General features: G+C 71.1%; 10 protein-coding genes. 6 read left to right on the plus strand and 4 right to left on the minus strand.

What is annotated here, in order from left to right; all coding sequences use genetic code 11:
* The first annotated feature begins 178 nt into the window (after positions 1 to 178).
* The 6 genes from NQZ70_RS34335 (at position 179) to NQZ70_RS34355 (ending at position 9,397) form a co-directional block, all read left to right on the plus strand.
* Positions 179 to 1,957 carry a bifunctional serine/threonine-protein kinase/formylglycine-generating enzyme family protein gene (locus tag NQZ70_RS34335; protein WP_129578005.1) on the plus strand — a complete coding sequence of 593 codons (1,779 nt, stop codon included), beginning with the start codon at positions 179 to 181 and terminating at the stop codon, positions 1,955 to 1,957.
* A 105-nt stretch (positions 1,958 to 2,062) separates the two neighbouring features.
* Positions 2,063 to 2,890, plus strand: coding sequence for an ABC transporter ATP-binding protein (locus NQZ70_RS34340; protein ID WP_207217567.1), 828 nt, complete (start codon positions 2,063 to 2,065; stop codon positions 2,888 to 2,890).
* A gap of 194 nt (positions 2,891 to 3,084) precedes the next feature.
* Entirely contained in the window at positions 3,085 to 3,330 is a 246-nt protein-coding gene (locus NQZ70_RS34345) for a type II toxin-antitoxin system prevent-host-death family antitoxin (protein ID WP_129578006.1), read from the plus strand.
* A 53-nt stretch (positions 3,331 to 3,383) separates the two neighbouring features.
* On the plus strand, positions 3,384 to 3,722 hold the full coding sequence (locus NQZ70_RS53170; RefSeq protein ID WP_324293069.1) for a type II toxin-antitoxin system VapC family toxin: 339 nt from the start codon (positions 3,384 to 3,386) through the stop codon (positions 3,720 to 3,722).
* A gap of 222 nt (positions 3,723 to 3,944) precedes the next feature.
* Entirely contained in the window at positions 3,945 to 7,217 is a 3,273-nt protein-coding gene (locus tag NQZ70_RS34350; protein WP_129578007.1) for an FG-GAP-like repeat-containing protein, read from the plus strand.
* 254 nt (positions 7,218 to 7,471) lie between these two features.
* Positions 7,472 to 9,397: an ABC-F family ATP-binding cassette domain-containing protein gene (locus NQZ70_RS34355; protein ID WP_129578008.1), complete on the plus strand. Its 1,926-nt coding sequence runs from the start codon at positions 7,472 to 7,474 to the stop codon at positions 9,395 to 9,397.
* A gap of 276 nt (positions 9,398 to 9,673) precedes the next feature.
* Here the strand turns inward: NQZ70_RS34355 and NQZ70_RS34360 are convergent, their stop codons facing one another.
* The 4 genes from NQZ70_RS34360 to NQZ70_RS34375 all read right to left on the minus strand — a co-directional run bounded on the left by NQZ70_RS34360 (position 9,674) and on the right by NQZ70_RS34375 (position 15,736).
* Positions 9,674 to 11,848 carry a catalase gene (locus tag NQZ70_RS34360; RefSeq protein WP_207217568.1) on the minus strand — a complete coding sequence of 725 codons (2,175 nt, stop codon included), beginning with the start codon at positions 11,846 to 11,848 and terminating at the stop codon, positions 9,674 to 9,676.
* A 213-nt stretch (positions 11,849 to 12,061) separates the two neighbouring features.
* Positions 12,062 to 13,162 (minus strand): sugar ABC transporter permease, encoded by a 1,101-nt coding sequence (locus tag NQZ70_RS34365; protein WP_129578009.1) that lies wholly within the window; start codon positions 13,160 to 13,162, stop codon positions 12,062 to 12,064.
* Positions 13,159 to 14,682, minus strand: coding sequence for a sugar ABC transporter ATP-binding protein (locus NQZ70_RS34370; protein WP_129578010.1), 1,524 nt, complete (start codon positions 14,680 to 14,682; stop codon positions 13,159 to 13,161). The genes NQZ70_RS34365 and NQZ70_RS34370 overlap by 4 nt, the downstream gene beginning before the upstream one ends.
* Positions 14,683 to 14,878: 196 nt before the next feature.
* Positions 14,879 to 15,736: a carbohydrate binding domain-containing protein gene (locus NQZ70_RS34375; RefSeq protein ID WP_129578011.1), complete on the minus strand. Its 858-nt coding sequence runs from the start codon at positions 15,734 to 15,736 to the stop codon at positions 14,879 to 14,881.
* Between the last annotated feature and the right edge of the window lie 34 nt (positions 15,737 to 15,770).

Below are 15,770 nucleotides of genomic sequence, written 5' to 3' on the forward strand. Positions count from 1 at the left end.
GCACACCACCGCCCCGGCGCACCGCCGCGCCGTCCGCGTCGTCCGCGCCGTCCGCGAAGCGCAGGAATCCCGCGCCGCCGCGCGGACTGAGCCGCTGCCGACGCGGGCCGACGCGCCCGGCGCGCCACACATTCGCCGCCCACGACGGCCTCGACCTGTGCGAGACTCCCCGCGACCGATGGGCCAGGACACCTCTTCCCGGTGCGCCGGCTGCAGCTCTCCGCTCCCGGGGAACGCCCGCTTCTGCCCCTCGTGCGGCCACCCCGTCGCCGCCCTCGACCCCGGCTTCGCCGCGACGGCGTTCCCCGCCACGCAGCTCGGCGCCGGAGGGCTCTCGCCCCCCTCGCTGCCGCTGCCGCCGGTGCGGCTCCTGCCCGGGACGGAGATCAGCGTCTACCGCATCGAGTCGACGCTCGGCGAGGGCGGCATGGGCGTCGTCTACCGGGCCCACGACCGGGCGCGCGAGCGCGTCGTGGCGGTCAAATGCCTGCACTCGAACCTCTCCGGCAACCCGGAGATCCGGCGGCGCTTCGCCCGGGAAGCGCGGGTGCTCCGCGCCTGGAACCACGACAACGTCGTGGCCGTCTACGACTTCGTGGAGCGCGAGCACCTGCTCGCGATCGTGATGGAGTACGTCGAGGGGTCGACCCTGGTGCGGCACCTCGAGCGGTGGCGCGGGCGCATCCCGTTCCAGGAGATCCGCGCGCTGTTCGGCGGGGTCCTCGACGCGATGGACGAGGGGCACCGGATGGGCATCATCCACCGCGACCTCAAGCCCGACAACATCCTGGTCACGGCCGGCAAAGACGGCCTGATGCCCAAGATCGTCGACTTCGGCATCGCCAAGATCCTCGAGGGGACGACGTACACGCTGAGCGGCGCGTTCCTCGGGACCTGCTGTTACATGTCGCCCGAGCAGGTGAAGAGCCCCCACGCCGCGGACCCGCGCTCGGACATCTACTCTCTCGGCGTGACGCTCTACAAGCTGTCGACCGGGCAGGTGCCGTTCGACAGCCCCAACCACTTCGCCGTGATGATGGCCCACGTCGCCGATCCGCCGGCGCCGCCCTCGTCGCTCCGGCCCGACATCCCGCCGGCGCTCGACCGGCTCATCCTCGACGCGCTCGCGAAGGATCCGGCCGGGCGGCCGTCGTCGTGCGCGGAGTTCCGGGCGCGGCTCGACGAGGCGCTCGCGGAGTTCTCGCCCGCCCCGTCGCGGCCGGCGTCCGACGGGCGCGAGCTCGCGCCGACGGTCCGCGAGAAGACCGGCGAGCAGATGATCCTCGTCCCCGGCGGGCCGTTCCTGAGCGGGCAGCAGCGCAGGAAGGTCCATGTCGACGCGTTCTACATGGATCGCGCCCCGGTCACGAACCGGCAGTTCAAGGCGTTCGTCGACGTGACCGGGTATCGCCCCGACGACGCCGACGCGAGCCGGTTCCTTTCCCATTTCCGGCGCGGCGAGATCCCGCCGGGGCTCGAGGAGCACCCGGTGGTGTACGTGTCGTGGGACGACGCGCGGGCCTACGCCAACTGGGCCGGCAAGCGCCTGCCGACCGAGGCGGAGTGGGAGAAGGCCGCGCGCGGCACCGACGGCCGCAAGTACCCCTGGGGGCGCGCCGAGCCGGGGCCGTCGCGCGCGAACTACGACAACCGCGAGGGCGGGACGGTGCCCGTCGGCGCGCTGCCGGCGGGCGCCTCGCCCTACGGCATCCTCGACCTCGCCGGCAACGTGTGGGAGTGGTGCGAGGACTACGACGACGCGCACTTCTACGCGGACGGCCCCTCGCACAACCCGCGCAACACGCGGCCTCCGGACAAGCCGCTGCTCGTGATGCGCGGCGGCTCGTGGATGTACGGCGCGCAGTCGCTCCGCACCTGGGCGCGCACGAGCTTCGAGGCGCATTACCGCTTCGCCGGCGGCGGCTTCCGCTGCGTGCGCACGGCCTCGTCGAGCTGACCGGCGGGCGCGGCGCCTCCGCGCTGGGCGGCGGCTCTCCGCGCGGCGCGGCGTTCACGAGCGCCTGGCCAACCGGCGGCGGCGCGGATAGAACGGCGGGCGCAGATGAAGAACGCGATGGCGAGCGGCGGGGTCCGCGTGCGGCTGACCGGCATCCGGCGCGCCTTCCCGGTGCTCGACGACGCCGGCCGCGCGCTCCGGGGCAGCGGCTCCAGCGTGGTCGCGCTCGACGGCCTCGACCTCGACGTCGCGCCGGGCGCCTTCGTCGCGCTGCTCGGGCCCTCGGGGTGCGGCAAATCCACCTTGCTGCGCCTCGTCGCCGGGCTGGACCGCGCCGACGCCGGCACGGCCGTCGTGGAGGCCGAGGAGGGGCCGGGCGGCGCGGGCGGCGCGCGCGCGCCCATCGCGTACGTCTTTCAGGACGCGCACCTGTTGCCCTGGCGGAGCGTCCTCGAGAACGCCGCCCTGCCGCTCGAGCTCGCCGGCGCGCCGCCCGAGGAGCGCCGCGCCGCCGCGCGGGCCGCGCTGCTCCAGGTCGGCCTCGCCGACGCGGGCGCGCGGTACCCGGCCGAGCTCTCCGGCGGCATGCGCATGCGCGTGTCGCTGGCCCGCGCGATGGTCACGCGGCCCCGGCTGCTGCTGCTCGACGAGCCGTTCGCCGCGCTCGACGAGCTCACCCGGAGCCGGCTCGACGATCAGCTCCGCGCGCTGTGGGCCGAGCTCGGCATGACGGTGCTCTTCGTGACCCACTCGATCACCGAGGCCGCTTACCTCGCCGAGCGCGCCGTCGTGCTGTCCCCGCGCCCGGCGCGCATCGTCGCCGACCGCACGCTGGCGCTGCCGGCGGAGCGGACCGCCGCGCTGCGCACCGAGCCGGCGTTCGCGCGCGAGGTGCGCGCGCTGCAGGAGGCGCTCGAGAGCGGCGGGGCGTGAGGGGCGGAGCGGGGGCGAGAGCAGCCATTCATTTTCGTTTGCGTAAAACGCCATCCGTCAGGCGTCCTTGTTCTCAGCGGCGCGCCGCCCGGCAGCACAGTTCCCGGCAGAGCCGGTCCTCTCCCCGCGGCCGTCCCGCACGGCCCCCGCGGTGCGGGACGCCTGGCCCCGCGCTACACTCCCGCCGGTTGACCATGGCCAACGCGATCCGCATTCACACCCAGGTCACCTCGGATACGCTCCACATCCCGGAGCTCTCGGCCCTCGTGGGCAAGAACGTCGAGGTGATCATCCTTGAGGAGGAGCCGGCCCCGCGCAGGGGCACGCCGCCGGCGCGCAAGCTCGGAGCGCTCCGAGGCCTGTTCGACGTCCCGGAAGACTTCGACGCGCCCTTGCCGGAGGACATGCTGCGCGCCTTCGAGGGAGATGGCGAGCGTTGAAGCTGCTCCTCGACACCCACGTGTGGCTCTGGGCGGTGCTCGCCCCCTAGCGCATCGCGACGACGGCGCGCCAGGCCGTCGAGGATCCGCACAACACCCTCCTGATCTCCGCGGCCAGCGCCTGGGAGATCTCGGTCAAGCACGCGAACGGCAAGCTCCCGCTCCCCGAGCAGCCCGAGGTCCTCGTCCCGCGAGCGATCGCCGCGCTCGATGCGATCGAGCTCCCCGTAACCGCCCGTCACGCGATCTCGTCCGCGGCCTTGCCGTACCATCACCGAGACCCGTTCGAGCGCATCCTCGTGGCACAGGCGCTCTGCGAGGGCGCAGCGCTCGTCACGGTGGACGAGCTGCTCACCCGGTACAGCGCCACGTTGCTGTGGGCCGGGTCGTGACGGAGCAGCACCGCTGTTGCTGCCCGATCGACCCGCCGGGGCTGCGCCCCCGCTGAGCCCGTCCTCTCCCCGCGGCCGTCCCGCACGGCCCCCGCGGCGCCCTCCCCTGCGCACCGGACCTGCGCCGCGGGCGACGCCCACCGTGGGCAGAGCTCCCACTCGGCGCACGAAGCCGCGCGCGAACGCGCTTCCATGGCGACAGCGCGCCCGTACAATCGCCTCATGCCCACGTGCCCCCGGCGGATAATTCCCCTCGCGCTTCCTTGGTTCCTGTTCGCAGCAGCGGCCTGCAGCAACCCCGAGATCGTGAACCACCCCGGCGAGGGCGGCGGGGGCGGCGGCGGGGGCGCCAGCACGAGCGAAGGCACCGGGTTCGTCGGGACCACCACCGGCAGCGGCGGCGCGGGCGGCGTCGAGAGCGGCTGTGAAGGCGTGAGGTGCCGGCCCGATCAGCACTGCGAGGTCGAGGACGGACAAGGCACCTGCGTCAACAACACCTGCGAAGACCTCAGCTGCGACCCGACCGAGCGATGCCAGATGACCCCGGAAGGGGGCGCCACCTGCGTCGATATCAGCTGCCAGAGCGACCTCGAGTGCCCCTTCAACCAGTACTGCAACGGCACGATCTGCGTCGACGACGCCTGCACCGCCGGCGAACGGACGTGCGACGGCGAGAGCCTCCTCGTCTGCGTCTCGAACGGCAGCACCACGCGCGAGCTCTTCACGTGCGGCGGAGAGGCCTACTTCGAGAGCACGTGCACCGACAGCGGCGCAGGGAACGCGAGCTGCCCGTGCGAGGACGACTGGGACTGCCCCACCTTCGCCTCCTGCGAGGTCGGCTCCTGCACCGGCACCGGCGCCGCGCCCACGTGCCTCCTCGACCCGGTGCCGTTCGAGCGCGTCCTGCCGCAGATCGAGATCCAGTGGGGAGGGGTGAACCGCGCCAACGCGAGCGCCGTCGGCAGCCCGTTCCCCAACTCGGCGCAGAACGTCATGACGCCGCTCGTCGCCAACCTCGACGACGACAACGGCGACGGGCTCATCAACGAGCTCGATTTCCCCGAGATCATCTTCACCACGTTCTGCGGCTCGACGTACCAAAATAGCGGGGTCCTCCGCGCAATCCACGGCGGCGGCCCCAACAAGGGGCGCGACTACTTCGCGGTGCTCGGCGCGCTGGTGTGGCACGAAGGCGACGCCCTCAATGCCGCCTACACCTGCAGCAACGCGACGCTGCTGCCGACCGCCCAGCTCGCCGTCGGCGATCTCGACGGCGACGGCGTCCCGGAGATCGTCGCGGTCACCGAGTCGCGAGGGCTCCAGATCTTCAGCAACACGGGCGAGACCCGGTACCTCGAGAACGGCCTCTGGGCCGAAGCGGACGGTTACAACGAGCCGGCGCCGGCGATCGCCAACATCGACGGAGCGGGGCTCCCGGAGATCGTGGTCGGCCAGTACGTGTTCACGCTGCGCTACGACGCGATGACGCGCGAGCTCGCGATCCTCGACCGCTTCAAGGGCGGCGTTGGCCTGATGAAAGGGATTCAGGGGGATCCGACGACCACGAACAACCCCAACCGGCTCGGGCCCATCACGTGCATCGCGAACCTCAAGGACGACCACCGGCTGGAGATCGTCGCGGGCAGCACCGCCTACGCGCTGCCCCGCCCGCCGGTCGGCGTGAAGAGCAGGGCCGAGTGCGCGCCCTCCTACGACGACCCCGAGGCGACGGCCTTCTGCAAGGGGGAGCTCCTCGTGGTCTGGGACGGGCAGACGGTCAACGGCAGGGGCGACGACGATAACCAGATTCCGGACGCCCACCGCGACGGGTTCTGCGCCGTGGCCGACATCCTCGGGGCCGACCAGAGCGCCGCCCCCGGACCGAACAACCCGCTCGACCAGAAGCCGGAGGTGATCCTGTTCAACAACGGGTACTTCTTCGTGCTCAACGGGCAGGACGGCACCATCAAGCGCCGGACGGTGATGGGCGAGGGCGCCCAGTACGACGGCGGGGCGCCGAACGTGGACGACTTCGACGGCGACGGCTTCCCCGAGGTCGGCACGGCGTTCGGCGGGCGCTACGTGATGCTCGACCTCCAGGAGCCGACCGCGGAGTGCCCGGCGTGGACCAACCCGCTCAACGACAACGGCTCGGGCACAGCCAACCCCGCGCGCTCCCCGAACGGGAAGGCGTGCACCACCGACGAGGACTGCAGCGCCACCGGCGCGGCGACCTGCAACACCCAGCGGGGCACCTGCGTCTGCTACCACAACAGCTGGCAGCGCGTCATCGAGGACAACTCCAGCCGCGCCACCGGGTCGAGCGTGTTCGACTTCAACGGCGACGGCGCCGCCGAGGTCATCTACAACGACGAGTGCTATTTCCGCATCTACGACGGCGTGACCGGGAACGTCCTGTCCAAGGAGCACTCCCCGAGCCGCACCCGGACCGAGTACCCGGTCGTGGCCGACGTCGACAACGACGGCAACGCCGAGATCGTGTTCGCCACCTCGAACGAGTCCAACAACTGCCGCGAGGGCGTCGATTACAACAACGGCCTCGAGGTCTGGGGCGATCCCAACGACCTCTGGGTCTCGGCCCGCCGCATCTGGAACCAGCACAGCTACCACGTGACGAACGTGCTCGAGAGCGGCCGCATCCCCGTGCGGGAGCCCGAGAGCTGGAAGGCGTACAGCGGCCGCGTCTACAACACCTACCGCTCGAACCCGCGGTCGTACGGGATCGCGCCGGACCTCGCGCTCAGCGGCATCCAGATCTCGTCGCCCGACGCGGCCTGCGGCGAGCTCACCGACAACGTCGAGATCACGGTGCGCGTCGACAACCTCGGCGACCTCCGCGTGGGGCCCGGCGTCGTCATCAGCTTCTACGGCGAGTGGGACACCCCGGACGTCGACGAGGCGCTCCTCGACGAGGCCGGCGCGCCGCTGCAGGTGGTCCTCCAGAGCAGCATCGAGCCGCACAGCTCGCTGCTCCTCACGGTGAGCTACAGCGCCGCGAACAACCCGCAGGAGACGCTGCCCGCCCGGCTGCGCGCGGTCGTCGACGAGGGCGCCACCGAGCGCGAGTGCAACGAGGACAACAACGAGGAGATCGCGGTCGTGGACGAGGGCGACGCGCTGCCGGACCTCCAGATCGAGATCGGCCGGGTGACCGACGCGAAGTGCAACGCGCAGCAGGTCGACGTCCCGACGGTCGTCAGGAACGCCGGCTCGGCGCCGGCCAGCGACGTGCGGGTCCGGTACTACGCCGGCGACCCCGGCCAGGGCGGGACGGTGCTCCACGAGGAGGTCGTCCCGGGGCCGATCGCGCCGGGGCAGAGCGTGAACCTCGTCGCCACCATCGACAAGTTCCCGTGGAACCTCTCGATCCTGATCTACGGCGTCGTCGACCCGGACGGCGCGATCGACGAGTGCAACGACGGGAACAACAAGGACGCTGCCTCGGACAAGGTCGTGTGCGAGCACGTCGATTGACCCGCCGGCGCCCTGCCGCCGGGGCCCGCCGCCGGCGCCAGGGCGCGCGCCGCGCCGCCCCCGCGGCGGCCGGGCGCCCGCCGCGCCCCTGAGGCGCCCGCGGCGGCGCACGAACCGCCCGCTCCCCCGGGGCGCAGTGCTATGCCTGTGGCCCCCGCGGCGCCGCACCCGGCCGCGCGCGGCGCGGCGCGCCGCTCTCCTCGCCGCGCGCCGCTCGCCGCGCGCCACGCCGATCGACCCAAGCCCCAACCGCCATGCTCGGAACGTCCAACCTCGCGAAATCCTTCGGTGATCGGACCCTCTTCGAGGGCGTCTCGCTCAAGCTGAACGCGGGCTCCCGCTACGGCCTCGTGGGCGCCAACGGCTCGGGGAAGACCACCTTCCTCAAGATCGTGGCCGGCGACGAGCCCGCGACCGAGGGGAACGTCAGCCTCCCGAAGGACGCCCGCGTGGGCGTGCTCCGGCAGGACCGGTTCCTCAGCGACGACCAGATCATCCTGGATCTCGCGATGATGGGCGATCGCGTCGTCTGGGACGCGCTCGTCGAGTCGCGCCGCCTCGCGGAGGAGGGCGGCGACGCCGGCCGGGTCGCCGACCTCGAGGACCGCATCCGCGCCCACGACGGCTACACGCTGGAGGCGCGCGCGAGCGCCGTCCTGGAGGGGCTCGGCATCCCCGTGGAGGCCCACAGGAGGCCGCTCTCGACGCTGTCGGGCGGCTTCAAGCTGCGCGTGCTGCTCGCGCAGGTGCTCCTCGGCGGCTCGGACGTGCTCCTGCTCGACGAGCCCACGAACCACCTCGACATCCTGTCGATCCGGTGGCTCGAGAAGTTCCTCGCCGGCTACAAGGGGTGCGCGGTCGTCATCTCGCACGACCAGCGCTTCCTCGACAACGTCGCGACGCACATCCTCGACGTCGACTACGAGACCATCACGCTCTACACGGGCAACTACGCCGCGTTCGTCGTCGAGAAGCAGGCGATCCGCGAGCGCAAGCAGGCCGAGATCGCGCGCGCCGAGAAGATCATCGCGGACAAGCGCGCGTTCGTGGAGCGGTTCGGCGCCAAGGCGACCAAGGCGCGCCAGGCGCAGAGCCGGCTCAAGCAGATCGAGAAGATCGAGGTCGAGGAGCTCGCCGACACGTCGCGGCGCACGCCATTGTTCCGGTTCGCGATCCAGAGGCCGAGCGGGCGCGACGTGCTCGAGGCGCGGGGCATCTCGAAGTCGTACGGCGACAAGCAGGTGCTGCGCGACGTGTCGCTGTCGGTGCGGCGGGGCGAGCGGGTCGCGGTGATCGGGCCGAACGGGCTCGGCAAGTCGACGCTGCTCAAGATCCTCGTGGGGCGCCTCGCGGCCGACGCCGGGGGCGCGTCGTGGGGGCACGAGGTGCGCGTCGGGTACTTCGCGCAGGATCACCGCGAGCTGCTCGTCGACGGGTCGATGACGCCCCTCTCCTTCCTGTGGGAGGCGTGCCCCGACGAGTCGCCGAGCTACGTCCGCGGCCAGCTCGGCAAGGCGCTGTTCTCGGGCGACGACGTGGAGAAGAGCGTCGGCTCGCTCTCGGGCGGCGAGGCGGCGCGGCTCATCTTCTGCCGGATCATCGTCGAGCGGCCCAACGTGCTCGTCCTGGACGAGCCGACCAACCACCTCGATCTCGAGGCGATCCACGGGCTCGTCGAGGGGCTCAAGGCGTTCGAGGGGACGGTGCTCTTCGTCTCGCACGATCGGTTCTTCGTGTCCGAGCTGGCGACGCGCATCCTCGAGATCACGCCGAGCGGGCCGCGCGATTTCCCCGGCACCTACGAGGAGTACCTGGCCGGCTGCGGCGACGATCACCTCGACGCCGACACGGTGGTGCTCAAGGCGAAGCGCGAGCACCAGAAGGCGGCGGCCGCGCCGGAGGCGGGCGGCTCGTGGGAGGAGCAGAAGCGGCGGCGCAACCGGCAGAAGGAGCTGCCCGCGCGGCGCGACAAGGTGCTCGCGGCCATCGAGGCGGCGGAGGCGCGGAAGGAGGCGATCCACGACCTCTATTGCAGCGACGGGTTCTTCGAGCGCACGGGGAAGGCGGAGATCGCGGCGCTCCAGGCCGAGGAAGAGGCGCTCGGGCCGCGCATCGACGCGCTCATGGCCGAATGGGAGCAGCTGGAGCAGGAGATCGCGGAGATGGGGGCGGTCCAGTGATGCCCGGCCCCGTGGGAGGGAGGGCGCGGCGCCGCGCGGCGTGGGGGCCCCGCCGAACTCGCCTGAGATGATGCTCCTCCGGCGGAGCCGGAGGAACATCATCTCAGGCTCAGACATCGGCCCATCCCCCACGCCGCGCGGCGCCGCGCCCTCCCTCCCACGGGGCCTACCGATGTTGTTTTGGAGGTTTTTCTGATCGGCTGCGGCCCTGCCGATGTCCTTTGAACCGGGCGGCAACGGCCCTCCCCGCGCTAGCGCTGTTCGTTCAGCCGCTCGTCATGCGGGGATCTGCGCGACGTCCTCGCGGTCCCAGTGGCGGTGCTGCGCGATCGCGCGGAGGAGCTCGTGGGTGAACGGGGCGAGACCGGCGGGGTCGCGCAGGGTGACCACGCCCTTGTCGGACAGGAGCGGCGCCCCGGCCTGGACGTCGGCCAGCGCGACGCCCTGGATGTCCGTCGCCACGAGGAGATCGACCGCATCGCCCGTCGCCCCGATCGCCTTGCAGTGCTTGAACGCCTCGTTGATGAAGTGCACCGCCTCTCCGAGGGACGCGAGCGCCGTGACGCTGGCGCGCCCGCCGGGGATATAGACCGCATCGAACATGACGGATTTCGCCGTGAGCAGCGACCGGTCCGCCTCCACGGCGCTGCCGTCGTCGCCGGCGATCGGCCCGAGCCGCGTCGACACCACCTGCGCGTGTGCGCCGGCCGCCTCGAGCGCCGCCCTCACCGCCGCGAGCTCGGCGACGGCGAACCCGTCGGCCACGAGCAGGGCGACGAGCCGGCTCTTCACCGTGTCCTTCACCGTGTTCTCCATGCTGAGCGCCGGCGAGGCGTCCACCGAGCGTTTGCCCGCGGCCTTGCCGCCCTTCGAAGGCACGTGGGGCTGGCCCGCGGGCGGCGCGACGCCGATCGCCTCGGCCACCAGCCGGCCGAGCTCGGTGTCGACCTCGCCGAGCCGCGCGACCATGCGCTCGCGCACCTCCCGGGTCGCTACTTTGCCGAGCTCGAAGCGCGCCGCGCGGATGAGGTGCTTCTTCTCGGGCACCGAGAGGCTGTTCCAGAAGAGCCTCGGCTGGGTGATGTGATCCTTGAAGCTCTCGCTCCGCACCCGCTGCTTGAGCCCGAGCACCCGCTCGGCGTAGTGCACGAACGCGCCCGTCTCCCACGACGCCGTCACCGGACAGCCGCCGGCGAGCGAGTTCGGGACATAGTGCGCCCGGCCCTGCTTGATCCGCTGCTGCATGAAGCCGTCGCGGTTCTGGTTGTGCACCGGGGCCAGCGGGCGGTTGATGGGGATCTGCGGGAAGTTCGGGCCGCCGAGCCGCAGGAGCTGCGTGTCGAGGTACGAGAAGTTCCGGACCTGGAGCAGTGGATCGTCGGTGAAGTCGATCCCGGGCACGACGTTGGCCGTATGGAACGCGACCTGCTCGGTCTCGGCGAAGAAGTTGTCCGGGTTACGGTTCAGCGTCAGCTTGCCGATGCGGCGCACCGGCACGAGCTCCTCGGGGACGATCTTCGTCGCGTCGAGCAGATCGAAGTCGAAGGCGAACTCGTCCTCTTCCTCGATGATCTGCACGCCGAGCTCATACTCGGGGTAATCCCCCCGCTCGATGGCGTCCCAGAGATCGCGGCGGTGGTAGTCCGGATCCCTGCCGGCGAGCTCCTGCGCCTCGTCCCAGACATGGGAGTGCACGCCGAGGAGCGGCTTCCAGTGGAACTTGACGAAGCGCGATTTGCCCTGCGCGTTGACGAGGCGGAAGGTGTGGACGCCGAATCCCTCCATCATGCGGAAGCTCCGCGGGATGGCGCGATCCGAGAGCACCCACATGGCCATGTGGGTCGACTCTGGCATGAGTGAGATGAAGTCCCAGAACGTGTCGTGCGCGGACGAGGCCTGCGGGATCTCCCGGTCCGGCTCCGGCTTGATCGCGTGGATCACATCCGGAAACTTGATGCCGTCCTGAATGAAGAAGACCGGGATATTGTTGCCGACGAGGTCGAAGTTCCCCTCCCTGGTGTAAAACTTCGTCGCGAAGCCGCGCACGTCGCGGACCGTATCCGCCGACCCGCGCGAGCCGACCACCGTGGAGAACCGCACGAAGACCGGCGTCCTGACGCTCGGGTCCTGCAGGAACGCCGCCCTCGTGTACTCGGCCATCGAGGCGTAGACCTGGAAGTAGCCGTGCGCCCCGGAGCCGCGCGCGTGCACGACGCGCTCGGGGATGCGCTCATGATCGAAATGAGTGATCTTCTCGCGTAGATGGAAGTCCTCAAGGAGCGTCGGCCCCCTGGCCCCGGCCTTGAGCGAATCGTCGGTGCTGTCGATCCGGATGCCCTGGTCGGTCGAGAGCACCGTGCCTGTCAGGTCCTCCCGGTGAGGCTCCAGGCTATCGATCTTGCTGTACGCGCTGCTCTCCGGGCTCGCGCCCTTCTCGCCTTGCTCGGCCATGCGTCCCCCCCATCCTTCCTGCCGGCGCCCGCCTGCGCAGGTGGCGATTGGATGCGAGAGCCGGGCGCGCGTCGCACCGGGGGGGAACGCGCCCGGGCCGATGGCGAGGCGCGCCGGGGAGCGACGGAGAGGTGGAGTCGCGGGCGGAAGGGGGGTGACGCCGGCGGAAGCGTCGGTGGGCTCCGCCCCTGCGCACCGCAGGGGCGGCGCGGCTCAGTGGCCGCGGCCCTTGCGGCTCGCCATGTCGATGCCGACGGCGAGGATGAGGATGACGCCCTTGATGATCGGCTGCCAGAAGCTCTCGGTGTTCATCAGGCTCATGCCGTTGTCGAGCGAGGCCATCACCAGCGCGCCGAGCAGCGCGCCCCAGATGGTGCCCTGCCCGCCGAGGAGCGACGTGCCCCCGATGACGGCGGCCGCGATGGCGTCGAGCTCCATCATGCGGCCGGCGTCCGAGGTCGCCGAGCCGACGCGGGCGGTGAGCACGATGCCCGCGATGCCACACATCACGCCCATCAGCGTGAACACGGCGATGAGGTGACGATCGATGTTGATGCCGGAGTAGAAGGCCGCCTCGCGGTTGCCGCCGATCGCGTAGAGGTGCCGCCCGAACGTGGTGTGCTTCGCCAGCACCGTGAACACGGTCGCGAGCAGGAGCACGAGCAGCACGGGGAACGGGATGCCCTCGTACGAGTTCATCAGCGCGGTGAACGCGATGGCGAACGCGGCGAGCCCGATCCACGTGAAGCGCGCCGGGCCGGTCGCGCGCACCGCCTTGTACAGCAGCACGAGGCAGAGGAGGCCCGCGCCCGCCCAGCCGAGCGTGTGCGGCACATACGCCTGGCCGACGAACAGGTACGGGCGCGCCGGCGACACCGAGACGCCGCCGGTGGTGCCGAGGATCGAGCCCTGGAAGATGAGCATCCCGCCGAGCGTGACGATGAAGGGGGGAATGCGCAGCCGCGCCACGAGCGTGCCCTGCATGAAGCCGAGCAGCGCCCCGAGCCCGAGCGGCAGGAGGAAGGCGGCCGGCAGCGGCCAGCCGAGGTTCACGTAGATCATCGCCGACGCCGCGCCGAGCAGGCCGGCCATCGCGCCCACCGAGAGATCGATCTGCCCCGCGACGATGACCATCACCATGCCGACGGCCAGGATCGAGGTCACCGACATCTGCCGCGCGAGCAGCGTCAGGTTGCGGGGCGTCACGAACGTCCCGTCGGTGGTAATCGAAAAGGCGATCCAGATCGCGATGAGCGAGCCCACCATCGAGAGGGCACGCCAGGGGATGCGTACGCGAAGCTTCGCCTCGCTCATTCCGTCACCTTCCTCGTTGCTGCAAGCATCACGCGCTCGGCGGTGGCGTCGTTCCGGTCGAGGCAGGCGGTGGCCCTGCCCTGAGAGAGGACCAGCACGCGGTGGCTCATGCCGAGCAGCTCCGGCAGATCGGAGGAGATGAGCACCACGGCGAGGCCGTCCGACGCGAGCTTGTGGATGAGCTGATAGATCTCGGCCTTCGCCCCGACGTCGATGCCCCGCGTCGGCTCGTCGAGCAGGAGCACGCGCGGCCCCGCCATGAGCCATTTGCCGATCACGATCTTCTGCTGGTTGCCGCCCGAGAGCTGGTTCGCGAGCGCGAGCGGCCCCGGCGCCTTGGTCTTGAGCGCCCTCATCTGCTCGACCGCCGTGGCCTCCCGCTCGGCGTGATCGAGGAAGAGCCCCTTCACGAACCGCCGCAGCGTCGCGAGCGTGATGTTGTCGAGGAGGGTCGACTCGAGCACGAGGCCGTAGCGCTTGCGATCCTCGCTGACGAGCGCGATGCCCGCCTCGATGGCCTCGGCGGGCGACTTGAACGGCGGCGACACGGGGCCCCCGCGGACCGAGATCGTGCCGGTGACGCGGCTCTGGGCCGCGCCGAAGATCGTCGAGACGAGCGCGGTGCGCCCGGCGCCCATGAGGCCGCCGATGCCCAGCACCTCGCCGGCGCGCACCTCGAAGCTGACGTCGCGCAGCACGAACCGCCCGGGGTGCCCCGCGTCCTCGACCGACCAGCGATCGACCGAGAGGGCGACCGGGCCCTCCGGCGGCGGCGGGCAGGGGTAGAGGTTCGTCACCTCGCGCCCGACCATGTACGAGATGACCTTGTCGGGCGTGAGCGCGGTCCGCGGCTGCGTCGTGATCGACTTCCCGTCCCGGAGGACGGTGATGCGGTCGGCGATCTCGAAGACCTCCTCGAGACGATGGCTGATGTAGATGCAGGAGACGCCGCGGGCGCGCAGGTCGCGGAGCAGGCCGAGCAGCGTCCTCACGCCGGAGTCGGTGAGCGCCGCCGTGGGCTCGTCGAGGACGAGGATCTTCGCGTCCTTGAGCAGCGACTTCGCGATCTCGACCATCTGCTGCTGGCCGATGCCAAGGTCCTTGATCGGGCGCTCGGGGTCGACCTCGAGCCCCACGCGCGCGAGCGCCTGCCGCGCGTCGGCGCGCACCGCGTCCCAGTCGATGAGCCCCCCGCGGACCGGCTCGCGCCCGAGCACCAGATTCTCGGCCACGGTGAGCTCGGGGACGAGCGCGAGCTCCTGCGCGATGAGCGCGATCCGGTGCTCCTCGGCGCTGCGCATGCCGCTGAACTCGACGACGCGGCCGTTCAAGCGGATCTCTCCGCCGTAGGTGCCCGCCGGATAGTAGCCGCACAGGATCTTGATGAGGGTGCTCTTGCCCGCGCCGTTCTCGCCGCAGAGGGCGTGAATCTCGCCTTCCTCGAGGTCGAACGACACGCCGTCGAGGGCTTTCACGCCGGGGAACTGCTTCGTTATCGATGCGAGCTCGAGGAGGGGCATTGTCCTGGCGCAGGTGCAGAAGCGCGGCCACGTTTGCCCGGGACGCGCCCGCGATGCAAGCACTTATTTTGCCAGCGCGCACGGGAGCAGCGCCGCCCGGGCGGTCGCTCGGGCGGCGTGGGAGCGCGAGAGGCGCAGACTGAATGAAGGACCCCGGGCGCGAGGGCGCCCGGGGGGGAGGCCGGCGCGAGGGCGCTCAGTTATAGAAGGCGAGGTCGTCGATGTAGATGTCGAACGAGGCCGCGTCGTTGATCTGGAACTGGATCGAGTAGAGCTTCGTCGCGTCGATCTGGTCGGTGCCCGCCGGGTCGCCCCAGCCGCCCTGCTTCAGGTCCGCGAACGAAATGGTGAACTGCTGCCACTCCTCGGTGACGGGGAACGACCATTGCCACGCGTCGCACGTGGTGCAGGCACCGCCGGCGGGGTCCGTGCCCGGGTCCGAGACCTTGATGCTCGCGGCCTTGCCGGAGCCCGGGCCGAGCTTGGCCCAGAACGTGATTCCGGTGTACGCCGAGGCGTCATAGGGCGTCTTCGTCCCGTCCTCGCTCTTCAGATCGAAGCCGAACCCGATACCCCAGTCCTCGAAGCCCGAGCCCCACGAGCGCGCCGCGTACGTGCTCTGCCCGCGCGCCGGATCGAGCGCCGTCATCGTGAAAGGCTTGTCGCCGGTCCCCTCCGGATCGGGCGGAGGGTTCTGCGTGGCCCCGGCCGTCTCGTCATTGAAGGTGTACCAGTAACCGACCCGGCCCCCCGCGGCGAGGATGGCGTTGTCCTTGTCCTCCATGTCATCGATCATCTCGATGCTCTGCGGGGCGCCGCCCGCGCCCGTGGTCGCGGCGGTGGTCGAGGCGGCCGTGGTGGTCGAGGTGGTGGGATCCGTGCTCCCCGTGCTCGTGGCCGACGGGCTCTCGCTGCCCGAAGAGGTGGTGCCGCTGGTGCCGCCGCCGCCGGCGCCGCCGGAGCCGTCGCTATCGTCGCCGCACGCCGCGAACGCCGCGACCGCCAGACCACAGACCGCCAAGTTCAAGCCACGTAGGAAAATTCGATTCTTCATAGGCTCGCGTCTCCGTAATCTACCTTAGGCTAAT

It is taken from the genome of Sorangium sp. So ce836, assembly GCF_028553905.1.
Lineage (GTDB): Bacteria > Myxococcota_A > Polyangia > Polyangiales > Polyangiaceae > Sorangium > Sorangium cellulosum_D.

Excerpts from the sequence above, each read along its gene's own strand:
- NQZ70_RS34365 (WP_129578009.1), bottom strand. The coding sequence starts at position 13,162 with ATGAGCGAGGCGAAGCTTCGCGTACGCATCCCCTGGCGTGCCCTCTCG.
- NQZ70_RS34340 (WP_207217567.1), top strand. The coding sequence starts at position 2,063 with ATGAAGAACGCGATGGCGAGCGGCGGGGTCCGCGTGCGGCTGACCGGC.
- NQZ70_RS34345 (WP_129578006.1), top strand. The coding sequence starts at position 3,085 with ATGGCCAACGCGATCCGCATTCACACCCAGGTCACCTCGGATACGCTC.
- NQZ70_RS34360 (WP_207217568.1), bottom strand. The coding sequence starts at position 11,848 with ATGGCCGAGCAAGGCGAGAAGGGCGCGAGCCCGGAGAGCAGCGCGTAC.
- NQZ70_RS34350 (WP_129578007.1), top strand. The coding sequence starts at position 3,945 with ATGCCCACGTGCCCCCGGCGGATAATTCCCCTCGCGCTTCCTTGGTTC.
- NQZ70_RS34370 (WP_129578010.1), bottom strand. The coding sequence starts at position 14,682 with ATGCCCCTCCTCGAGCTCGCATCGATAACGAAGCAGTTCCCCGGCGTG.
- NQZ70_RS34355 (WP_129578008.1), top strand. The coding sequence starts at position 7,472 with ATGCTCGGAACGTCCAACCTCGCGAAATCCTTCGGTGATCGGACCCTC.
- NQZ70_RS34375 (WP_129578011.1), bottom strand. The coding sequence starts at position 15,736 with ATGAAGAATCGAATTTTCCTACGTGGCTTGAACTTGGCGGTCTGTGGT.
- NQZ70_RS34335 (WP_129578005.1), top strand. The coding sequence starts at position 179 with ATGGGCCAGGACACCTCTTCCCGGTGCGCCGGCTGCAGCTCTCCGCTC.